Annotated in this window: 16 protein-coding genes; 7 read left to right on the plus strand and 9 right to left on the minus strand. The window is 66.0% G+C overall.

Features of this window, described 5'->3' with window-relative positions; translation table 11 throughout:
- Window positions 1-27 precede the first annotated feature (27 nt).
- Together QX048_RS05150 and QX048_RS05155 are read left to right on the plus strand one after the other, a co-directional pair.
- Window positions 28-786, plus strand: coding sequence for a VWA domain-containing protein (locus QX048_RS05150; protein WP_315718370.1), 759 nt, complete (start codon window positions 28-30; stop codon window positions 784-786).
- A 110-nt stretch (window positions 787-896) separates the two neighbouring features.
- Window positions 897-1,613 carry a DnaJ domain-containing protein gene (locus QX048_RS05155; RefSeq protein WP_315827300.1) on the plus strand — a complete coding sequence of 239 codons (717 nt, stop codon included), beginning with the start codon at window positions 897-899 and terminating at the stop codon, window positions 1,611-1,613.
- 235 nt (window positions 1,614-1,848) lie between these two features.
- On the opposite strand, the gene QX048_RS05160 is transcribed toward QX048_RS05155, so the two are convergent.
- On the minus strand, window positions 1,849-3,597 hold the full coding sequence (locus QX048_RS05160; protein ID WP_315827276.1) for a D-alanyl-D-alanine carboxypeptidase: 1,749 nt from the start codon (window positions 3,595-3,597) through the stop codon (window positions 1,849-1,851).
- A 429-nt stretch (window positions 3,598-4,026) separates the two neighbouring features.
- Here QX048_RS05160 and QX048_RS05165 point away from each other — a divergent pair, with 429 nt between their 5' ends.
- On the plus strand, window positions 4,027-4,368 hold the full coding sequence (locus QX048_RS05165) for a phasin family protein (protein ID WP_315718372.1): 342 nt from the start codon (window positions 4,027-4,029) through the stop codon (window positions 4,366-4,368).
- A 91-nt stretch (window positions 4,369-4,459) separates the two neighbouring features.
- Here the strand turns inward: QX048_RS05165 and QX048_RS05170 are convergent, their stop codons facing one another.
- A complete protein-coding gene (locus QX048_RS05170) occupies window positions 4,460-6,235 on the minus strand; it encodes a pilus assembly protein (RefSeq protein ID WP_315827275.1) in 1,776 nt (591 codons plus the stop codon).
- Window positions 6,236-6,725: 490 nt separating this feature from the next.
- On the opposite strand from QX048_RS05170, the gene clpS reads away from it, so the two are divergent.
- Both clpS and clpA read left to right on the plus strand, forming a co-directional pair.
- Complete coding sequence (gene clpS / locus QX048_RS05175; protein WP_008960690.1) at window positions 6,726-7,058, plus strand: ATP-dependent Clp protease adapter ClpS; 333 nt, start codon at window positions 6,726-6,728, stop codon at window positions 7,056-7,058.
- Between the two features lie 409 nt (window positions 7,059-7,467).
- Complete coding sequence (clpA, locus tag QX048_RS05180) at window positions 7,468-9,855, plus strand: ATP-dependent Clp protease ATP-binding subunit ClpA (protein WP_315718374.1); 2,388 nt, start codon at window positions 7,468-7,470, stop codon at window positions 9,853-9,855.
- Window positions 9,856-9,942: 87 nt separating this feature from the next.
- Here the strand turns inward: clpA and QX048_RS05185 are convergent, their stop codons facing one another.
- The 5 genes from QX048_RS05185 to QX048_RS05205 all read right to left on the minus strand — a co-directional run bounded on the left by QX048_RS05185 (window position 9,943) and on the right by QX048_RS05205 (window position 13,774).
- Window positions 9,943-10,704 carry a sulfite exporter TauE/SafE family protein gene (locus QX048_RS05185; RefSeq protein ID WP_315827299.1) on the minus strand — a complete coding sequence of 254 codons (762 nt, stop codon included), beginning with the start codon at window positions 10,702-10,704 and terminating at the stop codon, window positions 9,943-9,945.
- A 5-nt stretch (window positions 10,705-10,709) separates the two neighbouring features.
- Window positions 10,710-12,137 (minus strand): MFS transporter, encoded by a 1,428-nt coding sequence (locus tag QX048_RS05190; RefSeq protein ID WP_315827298.1) that lies wholly within the window; start codon window positions 12,135-12,137, stop codon window positions 10,710-10,712.
- A 99-nt stretch (window positions 12,138-12,236) separates the two neighbouring features.
- Entirely contained in the window at window positions 12,237-12,575 is a 339-nt protein-coding gene (locus QX048_RS05195) for a cytochrome c (RefSeq protein ID WP_315827274.1), read from the minus strand.
- 27 nt (window positions 12,576-12,602) lie between these two features.
- Window positions 12,603-12,764, minus strand: coding sequence for a hypothetical protein (locus tag QX048_RS05200; RefSeq protein WP_315804132.1), 162 nt, complete (start codon window positions 12,762-12,764; stop codon window positions 12,603-12,605).
- A gap of 53 nt (window positions 12,765-12,817) precedes the next feature.
- On the minus strand, window positions 12,818-13,774 hold the full coding sequence (locus QX048_RS05205) for a helix-turn-helix domain-containing protein (protein WP_315827273.1): 957 nt from the start codon (window positions 13,772-13,774) through the stop codon (window positions 12,818-12,820).
- Window positions 13,775-13,967: 193 nt separating this feature from the next.
- Between QX048_RS05205 and QX048_RS05210 the strand changes: the two genes are divergently transcribed.
- The gene (locus QX048_RS05210; protein WP_315827272.1) at window positions 13,968-14,984 is read left to right on the plus strand and encodes a carbon-nitrogen hydrolase family protein; all 1,017 of its coding nucleotides are present in this window, start codon (window positions 13,968-13,970) and stop codon (window positions 14,982-14,984) included.
- Window positions 14,985-14,999: 15 nt separating this feature from the next.
- On the opposite strand, the gene QX048_RS05215 is transcribed toward QX048_RS05210, so the two are convergent.
- Both QX048_RS05215 and QX048_RS05220 read right to left on the minus strand, forming a co-directional pair.
- Window positions 15,000-15,461 carry a PEGA domain-containing protein gene (locus QX048_RS05215; RefSeq protein WP_315718380.1) on the minus strand — a complete coding sequence of 154 codons (462 nt, stop codon included), beginning with the start codon at window positions 15,459-15,461 and terminating at the stop codon, window positions 15,000-15,002.
- A gap of 114 nt (window positions 15,462-15,575) precedes the next feature.
- Entirely contained in the window at window positions 15,576-16,511 is a 936-nt protein-coding gene (locus QX048_RS05220) for a glycine reductase (protein WP_315827271.1), read from the minus strand.
- Window positions 16,512-16,703: 192 nt separating this feature from the next.
- Between QX048_RS05220 and QX048_RS05225 the strand changes: the two genes are divergently transcribed.
- Window positions 16,704-17,669: a transglycosylase SLT domain-containing protein gene (locus QX048_RS05225; protein ID WP_409999256.1), complete on the plus strand. Its 966-nt coding sequence runs from the start codon at window positions 16,704-16,706 to the stop codon at window positions 17,667-17,669.
- Window positions 17,670-17,788: the final 119 nt, after the last annotated feature.

A 17,788-nucleotide genomic window follows, 5' to 3' on the forward strand; every position in this document is an offset into this window, starting at 1 on the left:
TGATGCGCGTCCGAGCAAGGTGCGTGCATGGTCGATGATCGTTCGAAGCCCGGTTCTGCCCCGTTGACCTCGGCCGAAGAGGGATCGCGCCAGCAGCGGTTGCCCGACAATGAGCGTTCCACGGCAGACGCCGTTGCGGCGTTCGTTGCGCAGGCCAAGGCCATGGCTCCTGCCGCTCAGGGAACCAGAGGCCGTCTCGTCTTTGCGCTTGATGCGACCCTGAGCCGCCAGCCAACCTGGGACATGGCCTGTGCCCTGCAGGCCGACATGTTTCGCGAGGCCGCCGCACTCGGCAGCCTCGATATCCGGTTGGTGTACTATCGTGGCTTCGATGAATGCCGCGCCACTGGCTGGATATCCGACAGCGCTGAGCTCGCCCGGCTGATGGGCAAGATCGATTGCCGCGGCGGCCAGACCCAGATCGGCAAGGTTCTTGCCGAGGCGCGGCGCCATGCGACAGCATCCGGAATCCGCGCCGTCGTGTTCGTTGGCGACGCGATGGAGGAGAATGTCGACGTGCTCTGCGCAAAGGCCGGCGAGCTCGGCCTGCTGAAGGTTCCGCTGTTCATGTTCCAGGAGGGCAATGAGCCCGCGGCCGAGCAGGCGTTTCGCGAGATGGCGCGGCTGTCGGGGGGAGCATGGTGCCGTTTCGATCCCGGCGCATCCGCGCAGTTGCGCGACCTTCTGCGCGCCGCCGCGGCCTACGCGGCGGGTGGCCGGGCGGCGCTGCTCCGGCTGGCCGGCTCCGAAGCGGGCGCGGCACGCCTGATCGGGCAGATGAAGTAGAGATCGATTTCGGCGGCCGCCAACGTCAAGCCCGGCGCAGCGGCTCGAGCCTGCCGGTCGCGGACGCAGCCGATCATGCTTTTTGTCCCGGCACGCCCTATATTCGGGTCATGACACTGATCGCTGGCGCCGTCGCCGTCATCACCCTTTATCTGTTGCTGCAGATGTTCCGGAACGCGAATCCGGCGGCGCTGGCGCGCGCGATCAAGGTTGCCGGCGGTATCGGCTGCCTTGCGGTGGCAGCCTTCACCGGCCTCCGCGGCGAGCTTGTGGTGGCGATCCCGATCGGGTTGTTCGGGGCGGGGCTGCTCGGCTGGTCACCCGGTGGTCTCGGCAATGTCGGCAGCATGTTCGGGCTGGGTGGGCAGCGCTCGTCCGGTCAGAGCTCGCGGGTGCGCTCGCATTTCATCGAGATGGTGCTCGATCATGACAGCGGGCAGATGCAGGGCCGCTTTGTCGCCGGCGCCCATGCCGGCCGGTCGCTGGACGAGTTCGATCTGCCGCAGCTCGCCGCGATGACGCCGAGCCTCGATGCCGACAGCGTCGCTCTACTTGAAACTTATCTGGACCGCCGGTTTCCCGCTTGGCGTCAGCACGCGCAGGGCGATGCGGCAGGGCGGCAGGGCCGCGCGGCGTCGAGCTCCAAAATGACGGAAGAGGAGGCCTATCAGATCCTTGGCCTGCAGCCGGGCGCGGGGCGAGACGAGATCGGGCGTGCCCACCGCGCGCTCATGAAGAAACTGCATCCCGACCAAGGGGGGTCGACGTACCTCGCCGCCCGGGTGAACGAGGCCAAGGATACTCTGCTTCGTACGCATCACGGCTAACTCCGGCAACGCCACCAACGCCACAACACCGAACCCGCTTTCAACGCAACTTTGTCGACGCCGGCGGCTCTCGCCCTTGCCAGGCACGATCGTTCGTCATGGTGAAAAAGTTCTAGCGGGAAATCCTTGACGAGTGGTTTGCACCCGTGCGTCCCGCCGTCGATCGCGTGGTCCGCAAACGAAAAGGCCCGCGCTGTGTCGCGCGGGCCTCATCGGAACAGGATCAGTGCCGGCGTTAGTTGTGCACGGTCATGCAGGAGATGTCGGCGCGCTTCAGCTTCTTGCAGACGGCCTCGGCCTGATCACGATCGAGCCCGGCGAAGCGGGCGCGGATGAGGGTCTTGTCGCCCTTCGCAACCGTCTCGGTGAAGGGATCGGCCTTGCTGAGGAGACCTTGTGCCGAGCTGCGGGCCGCCTCGATCCGCTTCTGGGCCTCGGCCTCGTTGTCCAGCGCTCCCACCTGGATGATCCAGCCGCTGCGCGTGACGGAAGGCTTGCTCGGAAGCTCCGGCGCAGCGCTCGCGGAGGCGATCTGCGTCGGCGCCGGCTGGGCCGGAGGCGCCGCATAGGCCATGGCCTGCGACGAGCCTGCCGGCAGGCTGGAGGCGGGCAGCACGCCGAGAATGCCGTTGCCGGTGCCATGGCCCGGCGGCTGCGGCGGCATGTCGGGACGGGGGGCCTCGGTACGGGCGATCGGCGGCGCCGGCTCGATGGCCTCGACACGCTGAGCGAAGGGTGCGGGAGCAGGGGCGGCCGGCTGCGGCGCGGCGGTCGCGAGCTTGACCGCGCCGGCCTTGACCTGGACCGTCCTGACCTTGACCGGCTTCATCGGCTCGGTCGAGCCGGGAACGATCGACATCGGCTGGCTCTGGATCACGCCGGAGGTCATCGGCGCCGGCTCGACCTTGGCCTCTCTCGGTGCCGCCGGCGGCAGGGCCGCGGTGGCTTCCGAGAGGGTTGAGATGATCTTGGAGGCGCGGCTCGGGGCCGGCGTCTCCGGCGCCGCCGAGGCGAGCTGCATCGTGCCCTGATCGGCATCGCCGCTGTCGGAGCCGCCGCGCTCGCCGATCGCCGCCACGGTGCGCCGGGTCGCGCCCTTGTCGAGATTTTCGGCGAGCAGGTTGCGCATGATGGCGTCACGCGAGCCGCCGCTGCGGCCGCCGAGTACGACGCCGATCAGATGGCGGTTGCCGCGGCGCAGCGAGGTCACGATGTTGAAGCCGGAGGCGCGGGTGTAGCCGGTCTTGATGCCGTCGATGCCCTCGACATTGCCGAGCAGATGATTGTGGTTGCGGATCGACTGGCCGCGATAATTGAACACCACCGTCGAGAAGTAGCGGTAGTACCGCGGGAAGCGGTCCTGGATCGCGCGGCCGAGGATCGACTGGTCACGCGCCGTCGTGATCTGCGCGTCGGCGGGGAGGCCGGAGGCGTTCACATAGGTGGTGCGGCTCATGCCGAGCGAGCGCGCCTTGCGCGTCATCATCTTGGCGAACTCGTCCTCGTCGCCGCCGATCGCTTCTGCGATGACCACGGCGGCGTCGTTGGCCGAGCGCGTCACGAGGCCCTTGATCGCGTCCTCGACGCGGATGCTCTGGCCGGGGCGCAAGCCGAGCTTGGTCGGCGACTGCTCGGAGGCGTGCTCGGACACCGGCATCTCGGTATCGAGCTTCATCTTGCCGGAATCGAGCCGCTCGAACAGCAAATAGAGCGTCATGATCTTGGTGAGCGAGGCGGGGTGCCGCAAGGCGTCGGGATTGGTCGCCGTCAGCGTCGCGCCGGAATTGCCGTCGACGACGATCGACGCGAACGCCGGGCTGTAGCTGCCCTCGTCATTATGGGGGGAGTGACGCGCGTGATGCTGCCGATGGCGCCGACGCGCCTCCGCGCTGTCGACCGTGACCACTGCTGCCGTCGCGAGGGTGATCAGTCCGTAGACGCCAACTCGCAACAGGCGCGAGGAAGCCATTTTTTTGCGAAGCATGAAATCCCCGTCCAATTTCTGACGTGATCACCGGCTCGTAAGGCGAAATTGTGCCGAACGCCCCCGTAACCGTGCCTGTCGGACCTCCCGATCGCGCCGTGACGCTGCCAAGCATCGAAGGCCTCGAACTGAGGTTTTGTTAAGACGCTGTTTTAGAACAGCTTTACGGTTCGGCCGACGCTGGCCGGGACCACCGGAGAGGTTAGGACGGTCGAGTTGCCAAAGGATTAAAGAAACCTTGCGGCGATGGCTGGTATTTCTGCCGAACTGCCCCGGCTTGGGGCGTCCGACGGTGCGTCGAGACCGCAATGCCCGGGATGGTGCATTGCACAAAATTCTTGATTTTTTTGTGCGATGCACTATATTATGAATGCGTCAGGGAGCCGGGGCTTCCCTGAGGGCGCTCAAAATCAGGGAAAGGAATGCCACATGTTTAAGGTTGAAGACTTTCAGAACTACGGCAAAGAGCAGTTCGAGACCGTCGTGAACTCCGCGACCACCGTGCAGAACGGCCTTCAGGCCATCGCCACCGCGTATGGCGACTACACCAAGAAGTCGTTCGAGGACACCAAGTCGTTCGTCGAGAAGCTCCAGGGCGTGAAGTCGCTCGACAAGGTGCTCGAGGTGCAGACCGAGTTCGCCAAGTCGGCCTACGAGACCTTCGTCGCCGATTCGCAGAAGATCGCCGGGCTGTATTCGGATCTCGCCAAGCAGGCGTTCAAGCCGCTGGAAGGCATCGCTGCCAAGTTCACCCCGCCGGCCGCGCACTGACCGTTCGCGCCCGCAGGGAGCACAAAGCCCGGCTTGCGCCGGGCTTTTTTGTTGGCTGAAGGTGGAGCGCTGTCGGTGCCCGGCGCTTCTGTTATTTGGCGACGCGCAGCTTCGACAATGCGGTGCCGATCGAGTTGAACGTGGTCACGATCTGGCTCGAGCTCGTCAGCATGTAGAACTTGTCGGGACTGCTGGCGCAGTTCTGCAGCACGGCCGAGGTCGGATCGGCGGGCGAGCTCGTGTTCACCTGGATCGTGTAGATCGTGTACATCGCGTTGCCCTTCGAATCCTTGGTGTTCTTCAGGTTCGAGCAGAGCAGGGCCTGGCGCGCGTCGATCGGGTTGCCCGAGGCTTGCGACGAGCCGTTGCCGTATTCGGGCCAGCGGTCCTCGGTGTTCAGGCCGTCCGACAGCAGGATGATGACACGGTTATAGGTGGTGTTGACGTCCTCCGCCGGCGCGCCCAGCACGCCGTTTGGAATCAGCGACTGCACGGCCCAGGCAAGTCCGATCGCCTGGTTGGTGCCGCCGGTCGGCTGCATGGCGTTGACCGCGCTCTTCAGCGAGCTCCAGCTGTAGCTGAGCGGCACGATTTCCGCGAGTTTCGTGGAGGCCGTGCTGCTGCAGTACTGGATGTTGTTCTCCATGTGCTGGTTGGCCGGGAACAGCGTCGTCACGTCGGAGGTCGCCGGTGACACGGCATTTGCGTCGTTCGGCTGGGTGCGGTCGGCGACGCATCCGGTCCAGGTGCTCTTGGTGTTGGCGACCCAGGTGTGGGTGAAGGTGTTGACCTTGCACACCGTGCTGGATCCGCTTCCCGTGCAACTACACGTGTTGTTCGGAAGATTGCTGCCGCTGGTCGGGCAACTGCAATAGCTGCCGGTGCACCAGTTCACCCGCGTGCTGGTCTGAACGCTGTTCCAGCAGCCGTTGTAATAGCTGTGCGAGGCGGAATCGTAGCCCGGGCAGATGTAGCCCGTGTAGCTCCCACTCGTCGGAATCCGCGAGGCGCTCGAACTCCCGGTCGCCGGGTCGCTGGTGCAGGAGAAGTAGGGAAAGCCGTTGCCGGACTTGAACGGACAGGAGGATCCCGGTCCCACCATGTCCCATTGCGATTGCGTGTAGCTGCCGTTCGGGATTGCGGCCTGATAGGAGCCATTGGCAGGCTGGATCGTGGGCGGATTCTGCCAGTCGGTCCAGTCGATCCAGTCCTTGGCGTAATTGCTGGCGCCGACGTTCACGACCTTGGCGAATGGAACGACCGAGATGTAGACGTCGCCCGGGGTCTTGGCCAGCGCGCTGAGCTGGTCGATCAGCCCGCCGCTGCCGGCCACGGCGTTCTGCAGCGCGGACATCTTGCCGCTGGATGCCATCGAGCCGGTATTGTCGAGCGCGAGCGCCACCCGCATCTTCACGTCGCCCCAGGTCGATGTCGTTTTGGCGCCGAAGTCCATGGTCGGAAAGCCGGCAATCCTCATGAACTGGGTGACGATCTGACCGTTGGCCGACAATTGGATGTTGGAGGCCGACGAGCTGGTCGAGGCGGTATAGCTGGCCGTGACGGTGACGTTCTGTGCGTCCGTGCTGGTGTAGAGCGCCTTGAAATAGGCGCTTGCCTTGGTTCCGATGTCGGCTGCGCTGATCGTGCCCTGCGCCAGGTCGCGCGACAGCATCAGCGAGGTGGAGTCGAGCGCCGCCTGCATCGACGACCGCGCGGCGTTCAGCCGGCTGTAGTCGACGCCTGCCCCGACGAAGGCCAGGATGGGGACGAGCGCGATGGCGAACAGCATGGAGATATTGCCACCGCGGTCGCAGGCGAACCGTCGGACGAAGCGGCGGCAGAGTCGAATGAAGGAGACATCGGTCATGTCGCTCACCAATTATGGTTTTCTGCAGGTGTTTTCGGTTCGGCTTCGTCAAGGACGGGTAAATCGAAACCGCGAAACACCGGGCCAATGCCCGCAGCGTGGCGCCGCGCCCGCAACCGGGCTGGTTCCCTGTCAATGCCCGCTGAATGGGCTTTGTAAAATGCGACCGGTTTGATTAACCTTGCGCCTCATCGCCGGGGCAGGGAATCGGTCCTGCCGGAGCGTCGGTCCGTCCTGGGCCTGCGCTTGCGGCAAACCGGGCGCTGACCCATATTCCCGGTGTCGGTCCGACCGGACCGGTCGGCTGGGACAGGCGATCTGGAAAGCAGGACCGGGTGGCGGAAAGCGGCCCGGCAGGGGACAGGTCGGGGGGCACCCCTTATTGAGAGCAACCCTCCGAGGGAAACTCTTTATTGGGAGCCTCGCAGCCATATCTAACGCGTGCAAGATGTCGCAGCCAACTTCCAGATTGAACCGATCCGCGCCCAGGATGAGCAATAACGACAACAAGTCCGGTGGCACCGGTGGCCCGGTCACGTCCGTGATCACCAAGGTCAAGCCGAAGACCAAGCGCCCCAACCTCTACCGCGTCCTGATCCTGAACGACGATTACACACCGATGGAATTCGTCGTTCACGTCCTGGAGAAGTTCTTCAACAAGGACGTCGAGGCCGCGACCAAGATCATGCTCCACGTGCATCATCACGGCATCGGGGAGTGCGGCGTCTTCACCTACGAGATCGCCGAGACCAAGGTGACGCAGGTGATGGACTTCGCCCGCAAGCACCAGCACCCGTTGCAGTGTGTGATGGAGAAGAAATAGCCGGCTCCCTCCGCGAAGGGGGCCGCCGACGCGCGCATCTGCAAGCCAGGGGCGGGGGCTGGGGCGCTGCGCGATTGATCACCGCGAATCGGCATCGGACGAAGGGCATCGAAAGCCGCAAATTGCCGCAGACGAGGTCAGCGCAATCCGGGCAGGTTTCACTTCTCGTCCGAAGAATTACGGCCGCTCTGGTCCTTATCTCTCCCCGCTCGGCGGCGTGCGCCGTTCGGTTGTCGCAGCCGGATTTGCCGCAATCGGAACGGGTTTTGCATTGACGATCCGGTGAACCCGTAATCGAGCGGCTCGGCCGGTCTTTTGTCGCACTCGGTTATAACTATATTTGACGAAGGTTGTTGTTGCCTGACCGGGCGGCGGCGATCATGATGGCAAGGGGCCACAGAGGACGCGCATGCCGACTTTTTCTCAAAGCCTTGAACAATCCCTGCATCGTGCGCTGGCGATCGCCAACGAGCGTCATCATCAATACGCGACACTGGAACACCTCCTTCTGTCCTTGATCGATGACTCCGATGCAGCGGCCGTGATGCGCGCATGCAGCGTCGACCTCGACAAGCTGCGCGGCAGTCTCGTGAACTACCTCGAAACCGAATTCGAAAATCTGGTCACGGACGGCAGCGACGACGCCAAGCCGACCGCAGGTTTCCAGCGCGTGATCCAGCGCGCCGTGATCCACGTTCAGTCGTCGGGCCGCGAAGAGGTCACCGGCGCCAACGTGCTGATCGCAATCTTCGCCGAGCGTGAGAGCCACGCCGCGTACTTCCTGCAGGAGCAGGACATGACGCGTTACGATGCCGTGAACTACATCAGCCACGGCATCGCCAAGCGCCCTGGTGTCTCCGAAGCGCGCCCGGTTCGCGGCGTCGACGAGGAGACCGAAGCCAAGGGCAACGAGGACTCCAAGAAAAAGGGCGAGGCGCTGGAAACCTATTGCGTCAATCTCAACAAGAAGGCGCGTGACGGCAAGATCGATCCGGTGATCGGCCGAAACTCCGAGATCAACCGCGCCATCCAGGTGCTGTGCCGGCGCCAGAAGAACAACCCGCTGTTCGTCGGCGAAGCCGGCGTCGGCAAGACGGCGATCGCCGAGGGCCTCGCCAAGCGCATCGTCGACAGCGAGGTTCCGGAGGTGCTGTCGGCCGCGACCGTGTTCTCGCTCGACATGGGCACCTTGCTCGCGGGCACGCGCTATCGCGGCGACTTCGAGGAGCGCCTGAAGCAGGTGCTCAAGGAACTCGAGGCGCATCCTAACGCGATCCTGTTCATCGACGAGATCCACACCGTGATCGGTGCCGGTGCGACGTCGGGCGGCGCGATGGATGCGTCCAACCTGCTCAAGCCGGCGCTGGCCTCGGGCTCGATCCGCTGCATGGGCTCGACGACCTACAAGGAGTATCGCCAGCATTTCGAGAAGGACCGCGCGCTGGTGCGCCGGTTCCAGAAGATCGACGTCAACGAGCCGTCGGTCGAGGATGCGATCGCGATCCTGAAGGGGCTGAAGCCGTACTTCGAGGACTATCACCGGCTGAAATACACCAACGAGGCCATCGAGGCCGCGGTGCAGTTGTCGTCGCGCTACATCCATGACCGCAAGCTGCCGGACAAGGCGATCGACGTGATCGACGAATCCGGTGCGGCGCAGATGCTGCTGGCCGAGAACAAGCGCAAGAAGACGATCGGCATCAAGGAGATCGAGACCACGATCGCCACGATGGCGCGGATCCCGCCGAAGAGCGTGTCGAAGGACGATGCCGAGGTGCTCAAGCATCTCGAGCAGACCCTCAAGCGCGTGGTGTTCGGCCAGGACAAGGCGATCGATTCGCTGTCGGCCTCGATCAAGCTGGCCCGTGCCGGCCTGCGCGAGCCGGAGAAGCCGATCGGCTGCTACCTGTTCTCGGGTCCGACCGGCGTCGGCAAGACCGAGGTCGCCAAGCAGCTCGCCTCGACCCTGGGCGTCGAGCTGCTGCGCTTCGACATGTCGGAGTACATGGAGCGGCACACGGTGTCGCGCCTGATCGGCGCGCCTCCTGGCTATGTCGGCTTCGACCAGGGCGGCCTCCTGACCGATGGCGTCGACCAGCATCCGCACTGCGTGGTGCTGCTGGACGAGATCGAGAAGGCGCATCCGGACCTGTACAATGTGCTGTTGCAGATCATGGATCACGGCCGGCTCACCGACCACAACGGCAAGCAGGTCAACTTCCGCAACGTGATCCTGATCATGACCACGAATGCGGGCGCGGCCGACATGGCCAAGCAGGCGTTCGGCTTCCATCGCTCGAAGCGGGAAGGTGACGACCACGAGGCGATCAACAGGCAGTTCGCGCCGGAATTCCGCAATCGGCTCGACTCCATCGTCTCGTTCGCGCACCTCAACGTCGAGGTGATCGGAATGGTCGTCGAGAAGTTCGTGCTGCAGCTCGAGGCCCAGCTCGCCGACCGCGACGTCACGATCGAGCTGTCGGAACCGGCCAAGGCCTGGCTGATCCAGCACGGCTATGACGAGCAGATGGGCGCGCGGCCGATGGGTCGTGTGATTCAGGAGCACATCAAGAAGCCGCTGGCCGACGAGGTGCTGTTCGGCAAGCTGAAGGGCGGCGGTCACGTCCGTGTCGTTCTCGTCAAGGACGAATCCGGCGTCGAGGAGAAGATCGGCTTCGAGTTCGTCGAGGGCCCGGTCACGCCGAAGTCCGAAGTTCCGGCCGCGCGCAAGCGCAAGCCGAAGTCCGGCGGCGGCTCGAAGGGGCCGGCGCCGAAGGGACCGCTGGTCAAGGCGTAGGCCTGACGCTACGAGATGACTACGAAAGGCCGGCCATCGCGCCGGCCTTTTTCGTTTGACGCGAGGTTCTTTGATGCGACGTCCGGCTCAGGCCGGCTTGACGAAGAAATACACCGTCAGGCCGCAGCCGACGGCAATGATGAAGCGGCGCACATGGGCCGGCGGGATGATCTGGCCAAGCCGCGCGCCGACGAAGCCGCCGACCATGGCAGCGCCCATCATCGTCAGCGTCTCCAGCCAATGCACGCGGCCTGAGAACGCAAAGATGGCGGAGGCCGTCATATTCATGAGCGCAGCGAGCAGCACCTTCATGCCGTTCATGGCGCGAATGTCGCGCATGCCGTAGAACACCAGGGCCGCCAGCATCAGGATGCCGATGCCGCCGCCGAAGTAGCCGCCATAGATCGCGATCACGAACTGCACCGCCTGGATGGTCCGCGGCCCGAACCAGCGCGCGCCATCCTTGGGCGTAAAACGCATGCCGAATGCAAACACGATCGTGGCGAACAGCAACAGCCAGGGCACCAGCCGGCTGAAGGCGGCTGACGGTGTGACCAAGAGCAGCACGGCGCCGAGCGTGCCACCGAGCAGGCTGATGATCGACAGCCGCACGAGGTCGTGGCGCCAGGGCGCCTTTGCGTCGTTCAAGATCTCACGGGAGGCCCAAGCGCTGACGAACTGGCCGGGGCAGAGCGCGACGGTGCTGGAAGCGTTGGCGTCAATCGCGGGAATGCCGGCGGCGAGCAGCGTCGGGAAGGTCAGGAACGCGCCGCCGCCGGCCAGCGCATTGACGATGCCCGAGCCGAAGGCGGCGAGGGCGAGCAGGGCCAGCATCGTCCAGTCCGTCATCGCTGTCACGACTCGCCCTTCAGCCGCTGGCCGTCCTGGACGCGGACGCGCTCGGCGCCGCGCGCGCCGGCCGGCGACAGCCTGAGCATGCTCAGGAACGCGCCGACCAGCGCGAAACCGACCCCGGTCAAGAGCGACAGCCGCGTGCCGTCGGTCGCGTCGATCGCGAGAAACATCGCGACCAGGGCCGCGCCCGTGGTCTGGCCGAGCAGGCGCGCCGTGCCGAGCATGCCGCTGGCGCCGCCGGCGCGCTCGCGTGGCGCAGCGGCGATCATGGTGCGGTTGTTCGGCGTCTGGAACAGGCCGAAGCCGCAGCCGGCCAGCGCCATGCGCCAGACGACATCCCATGCCGACGGCTCGCGCGGCAGCAGGCCGAGCGCACCGAGCCCGCATGCGAAGATCACGAGACCGATGCCACCGAGCAGCCCGGCCGGCACGCGCTCGACCAGCCGCCCCGCAATCGGCGCCGTCAGGCCGACCGCGATCGGCCACGGCGTGATCAGCAGGCCCATCTGCACCGGCGAATAGCCGAAATGGCTTTCGAGATAGAAGGGGATCGCGACGAAGGCGAGCATCTGGCCGCAGAACGACGAGATCGAGGTCGCGATCGACAGGGCGAACACCGGAATGCGCAGCAGGTCGACCGGCAGCAGCGGCGAGGCCATGTGGGTCTGGCGCCAGACCAGCCACACGCCGGCCGTGACGGCGACGACGAACTCGATCGCGCAGGTCACCAGCGCCTCGCCATGGCCGAGGCTGTCCACGGCGGCGATCAGGAAGCCGAAGGCGACCGCGCTCAGCGCCGCGCTCTGCCAATCGAACATGTGCGGCGCGCGCGGCGTATGCGGCAGGAAGCGGAAGCCGAAGACGAAGGTGACGATGCCGAGCGGCACGTTGATCGCGAACAGCCACGGCCAGCTACCGACGGCGAGGATGCCGGCGGCGATGGTCGGACCGAGTGCGGCGGAGACCGCGACCACCATCGCATTGATGCCGATGCCGCGGCCGAGCAGAGCGTGCGGATAGGTGAAACGCACCAGCGCCGAGTTGACGCTGAGGATGCCGGCGGCGCCGAAGCCCTGCAGGATGCGCGCGAGCGTCAGCAGTAGCAGGCTGTCGGCCAGCGCACAGAAGGCGGAGGCAGCCGTGAACAGCATGAGGCCGGCGAGATAGACCCGCCGATAGCCGATGATCTCGCCGAGCGAGGCCAGTGGCAGCAGCGAGATCGTCACCGCGAGCTGATAGCCGTTGACGATCCAGATCGAAAAAGCAGGACTCGCATGGAGGTCGCGGGCGATCGTCGGCAGCGCCACATTGGCGATGGCGCCGTCGATCACGGCCAGCACGATGCCGAGGGCGATCGTCACGATCGCCCAGGTGCGCTGCGGCAGCGGCAGTCCGTCGGCGTGCAGACCCGTGGTCGTCGGCGTCATCATGCGGGCTCCGGCCGCAGTCGGGCCGCGGACCATGAACGGGAACGGGCAACCGGGCCGTACAAGTCCCGTTCCATGCCAGAGGAGCGCGCCGGTGTGTCACCGCCGTTTGGGGCGGACCTGGATCGCCTTGAGGTAATTGACCGCGGCCTCTGCCTCGGCGCGATCGAACTGGAAGCTCGGCATGTCCTTGTGAATGGTCGACAGGCCGGCCTGCAGCCGTTGGGCGAAATCCTCGTCGTAGAGCTTGCTGTCACCGAAGGTCCTGAACGGGGGCGCGTCGGGGTGCCGGCTGGCGCCCGTGAGACCTACCGCATGGCATCGGCTGCAAAGGCTTTGCAAGAGCGCTTTTCCACGCTTCTGCTCGCTGTCCAGCGCATGGCTTGAGCCTGTGAGCAGGCACGTCAAAGCCAACCCGAGCCCCGCTCGCATGATCATGTCACGTCCACCCGACCTTATCCGGCCTTACCAGCGGCCAGTGGCCTTTCCATAGGCGTAAAGCCCGATCAGGCCAATGCTCACGATCGTCGAGCCGATCAGGATGATCAGATCCCAACGGGGAGGATCGTCATCATCCCGGTTCAGCGTCAGCAGGGTAAACAGAGCCTTCAAGGCAAAACGGCGCATCGCAGATCCGGTCCGGCCGGCCAGCGCATGCGGCCGGCGCGTTGCAAGGGAGTTTAGCGCTTCGAGGTGCTGCGCCGCCACTCGCGTGGCGACAGGCCGAACTGCTCGCGGAACACGCGGCCGAAATGCGAGAGGTCATTGAAGCCCCAGCAAAACGCGATCTCGCTGATCTGACGATGCGCCAGCATCGGCGAGCCGAGATCGCGCCGGCACTGCTTGAGCCGCTCGGCCAGCACGAAGCGTTGGAACGACGTCTCCTCGTCCGAGAACAGATCATTGACGTAGCGCGTCGATAGCCCGACCTCGCGTGCGATCTCCGGCAGTGAGAGGCCGGCGTCGGATAGTCGGGTGCGGATGTGCGCCTTGATCCGATAGAGCAGCGTTGCGCGATGGCTCGAGGCGGGCAGGGGTTGTGCGCGCAGCCGCTCGGCCAAGGTCATGGCGAGCAGGTCGGCGGCCTGGTTGGCCAGAGGTTCGGCATGCTCGGGGCCGATGTGCTCGGCGCGTTCGCAGAGCCTGACGATGAACTCATGGGCAAGGGGCTGGAGCGGGCTGTCGGGGCCGAAGCTGATCGCCGTCACGGTCTCCGTCGGGCCGATCCGGCGCTGCAGCATCTCGCGCGGGAGCTTGAACACGATCTGCTTGAACGCGGCGTCGAACTGCAGCTCATAGGGGCGGGTCGTGTCGTAGATCGCGAACTCGCCGGGCCGGATCACGGTGTCGCGGCCATCCTGGACGACGCCGCCGATTCCCTCACGTCCGAATGCGACGAGAACGAAGTCGGCATCCGCCCGGGAGATCCGCTGCGAGGTCCGGTGCACGCGCTGCCGGTCCGAGGCAACCTCGGAGCAGACAGCCCGTCCCAACGCGGTGTGGGTCACCGAGCCGCGAAACGCGCTGCCGAGATCGGACGTACAGTCGAGCCCGACATAGACGTCGCAGACGATGTCCTGCCACCGCGCCAGCCGGCGGTGGTCCGGGCTTCCGTCGGTGGTGAACAGGATCGGCATCGCTCCGTCTCCCCCTGCACCTGTGCCGGCTTGATCTGTGGCAATGCAGCAAATTCCGGGCCCGGCCGGGGTCTTCGCCTCGGCCGTAGTCGAATTTTCGTTCCGTGGGAGACGAGCGCGAAAGCCGGCTGGCGTCAATAGTTGGCCCGGTCGCGGCGCCACCGCCGCGCACGGGCATCAGGGAGCAGCAGCGATGGGACTGGCACATCCGAAATACAAGGTGGCGGTGGTGCAGGCGGCGCCGGCCTGGCTCGACCTGGACGCCTCGATCAAGAAGACCATCGCCCTGATCGAGGACGCGGCCAACAAGGGCGCCAAGCTGATCGCGTTTCCGGAGGTCTTCATCCCCGGCTATCCCTGGCACATCTGGATGGACTCGCCGGCCTGGTGCATCGGCCGTGGCTTCGTGCAGCGCTATTTCGACAATTCGCTGGCCTACGACAGCCCGCAGGCCGAGGCGCTGCGCGCCGCCGTGCGCAAGGCCAGGCTCACGGCCGTGCTGGGACTGTCCGAGCGCGACGGCGGCAGCCTGTACATCGCGCAATGGCTGATCGGCCCGGACGGCGAGACCATCGCCAGGCGCCGCAAGCTGCGGCCGACCCATGCTGAGCGCACCGTCTATGGCGAGGGCGACGGCAGCGATCTCGCCGTGCACGACCGGCCTGACATCGGCCGGATCGGTGCGCTGTGCTGCTGGGAGCATCTGCAGCCGCTGTCGAAATACGCGATGTACGCGCAGAACGAGCAGGTGCACGTCGCGGCGTGGCCGAGCTTCTCGCTGTACGATCCGTTCGCGCCGGCGCTCGGCGCCGAGGTCAACAACGCCGCCTCGCGCGTCTATGCGGTCGAGGGCTCGTGCTTCGTGCTGGCGCCGTGCGCCACCGTCTCGCAGGCGATGATCGACGAACTGTGTGACCGGCCCGACAAGCACGCGCTGCTGCATGTCGGCGGCGGCCACGCCGCGATCTTTGGTCCGGACGGCTCTTCGCTCGCCGAGAAGCTGCCGCCGGAGCAGGAAGGCCTGCTGATCGCCGAGATCGATTTGGGCATGATCGGCATCGCCAAGAATGCCGCCGATCCGGCGGGACACTATTCGCGCCCCGACGTCACCCGGCTGCTGCTCAACAAGAAGCCGCTCAACCGGGTCGAGCAGTTTGCGTTGCCGGTCGACACGGTCACTCCCGGCGAGGCGCCATCGGCGGCTGGCTGACAGGCTTGGCGGGCGCTAGGTCCCGGCCTCCGGTTGTGCCGGCGGCGGGGCCGACCGCCGCGGCGGCCGCTGCGGACGGCCTGCCGGCGCCGCCATGCGCGGCTGCAAGGTGACGATCACCGGGTTCGGCTTGTGGTCGGTCGCCGCGCCCGTCGCTGCGTCCACACCCATGCCGATCAGGCCGCCCGCCAGGATGTTGCCGGCGAAGCCGGCCGCGCCGGTCGCCGGGATGTCCTTGGTCAACGGGATGATCTGGGTCTCGTAGCCCGGTTTTTCGATGGTGACGGAGATGTCGGCATTGCGTTTGGCGACGAACGAGCAGGGCGTCGTGCAGGTCATCGGCGCTTCGAGACCGGCGATCGTGGCTTCGGCCCCGGACGGCGTCGACGCGACACTGATCGTCTCGGTTGTACCCCGCGTTACGGACGCGCAGCCTCCCAGCGCGGCGCACAGCGCCACCAACGCTACAACTCTCATTTGGTACTGCCCCCTTCAAACCCGGGGGAACTCAAGCGCAACTGGAGCGGGACGGCAAGCGCAATCAGCATTATCCGAAGAAATTCCCGGGCGAGTTTCGCGCGAGTGTGGCTTTCACACCTGCTTTCCACGAACCTGCCGCGCGATCGCCTTCTGCGCATCGAACTCGGCGCGCCGCCGCGCCAGCTCGTCCGGCGCGAGCATGGCCGGATTGCTGTAGTCGCGCTTCCAGCCGTGATCGTCGCTCCAGTGCAAAGGCGATTGCACGGTCGTGCGTGCGGCTGGTGAACTCTCGAGGACACGCAAAGCCAACTCGAGCGTGAAGGCCTGTGAGGCCGCGTCGTGCGGCTTGCCGGCGGAATTGCCCAGCGGAAAATCCGAGAACAGGAAGCGCGGCGCGGCGGCGTGCTCGACGATGTCCTTGGCGCAGCCCATGACGACGGTTGCGACGCCGTTCGCTTCGAGATGCCGTGCCACCAGGCTCACGGTCTGGTGGCACACCGGACAGTTCGGCACCAGCACGACGGCGTCGATCTCGTCGGCGCGGCAGCGCGCGAGAATCTCCGGCGCATCGGTCTCGATCGTGACGCGGTGGCTGCGATTGGTCGGCGCGCCGAAGAAGCGCGGTCCGACCGCGCCGATGCGGCCTTCACCTGCCAGCCTTAGGAGCTGTGGCAGCGGAAACCAGGTGCCGGAATCCTCGGCCGAGGTGTGCGCGCGATCATAGGCGATGTGGGAAATGCGCAGGTCGTGCTGCGCCGACGTGTCGCCGTCATAGACGGCGTAGAACTTGGCGCCGCCATTATAGGGCGCGCCGGGGCCTTGATCGCCTTTGGCGGGATCGAAAGGCGCGGCCGTGGTGACGACGGTGACGCGCGACTGCGCGAGCGGCTTGCGCAAGGGATGGAACGGCGCCGACGTGTAGTGAGCCCAGCGATAGGGCGTGTCATAGCCGATCGCGAGATAGTAGTCGCGCGTGCGCGCCATGTAGGACAATGGCGCATCGCTTTCGGGCGCGAAGCCGAGTCTGTCGTCGGTCGGTGCGGTCATCCGTCGCGCTCCCTGCGGCACTCGGGGATTGCTAGCCGGCTCGTTCGCTGTGTCAAGGCGCCGCGCGGTGGAACCCCGCATGGTCCTGGGCTTTGTCTGTCGGCAGAATTCAACCATTGCACCGCGCTCACGATGCTTTCCATGGTTTCGGTTGCTCGCATTGCCTGTCTCGGCCTTGCCTTGATGCTGACCATGCCCTTGTCCGGCGTGGCGGCGGAGCAGGCCTCCGACCGTGACGCTGCCGTGCCGGCTGATCCGAAGGACGGCGCCCGGCAGGATTCGCCGCAGGAGGCTGCCAAGCCGGCAGACGCTGCGGCAGAGAGCTCGGAGAACAAGTCCGAGGAGCCCAAGGAGAGCGGTACGCGCGAGGCAATCTGCCTGATGATCGAATCCGCAGCCAAGGCGAATGATCTGCCGCTCGAATTCTTCGCTCGCGTGATCTGGCAGGAGAGCCGCTTCCAGAGCGATGCAGTCGGGCCGGTCACGCGCAACGGCCAGCGCGCGCAGGGAATCGCGCAGTTCATGCCGGGCACGGCGAACGAGCGCCAGTTGCTCGATCCGTTCGATCCGGTTCAGGCGCTGCCGAAGTCGGCGCAGTTCCTGGCCGAGCTGCGCGACCAGTTCGGCAATCTCGGGCTCGCGGCGGCGGCCTACAATGCGGGGCCGCGCCGGGTGCAGGACTGGCTCGCCGGCAAGGGGCAGATGCCCTGGGAGACCCGCAACTACGTCTCGGCCATCACGGGAGCCACGATCGATGAGTGGGCGGCCGCCGGTAACGGCGGCAAGACGCCGCCAAGCCCGCCGCCGACCTCGTGTCGTCAGCTGATGGCGATGTTGAAGCGCGCGCCGAATCCGTTCGTCACGGAGCTCGAGCAGCATGTGGCGCTGTCGGCCGCGAAACCCTGGGGCGTCCAACTGGCTGCAGGCTTCGACCGCAACAAGGCGCTCGCGATGTATTCGCGGGCGATCAAGGGGCTTGGCCCGGTCATCGGCGACCGCGACCCGAGCCTGCTGTCGTCGGTGATGCGCTCGCGCGGCAACCGCGCCTTCTACCAGGTGCGGATCGGCGCCGAGACACGGGCCGAGGCCGACGCGCTCTGCAGTCGGATCCGCGAGGCCGGCGGTGCCTGCTTCGTGCTGCGCAATCGCTCCGGATAGAGCTGCCTCAGCGCTGCGTGTGGGGGATGGCTGCGCCGGACGCAGACCCGCGCGCGCCTGATGGCGGTTGACGCGAGCGGCTTTCACCAGCCTTATCGCGGTTCGTTCCGCTGGGCCGC

This window comes from Bradyrhizobium sp. SZCCHNS30572, from assembly GCF_032484415.1.
In the GTDB taxonomy this organism is placed as follows: Bacteria; Pseudomonadota; Alphaproteobacteria; order Rhizobiales; family Xanthobacteraceae; genus Bradyrhizobium.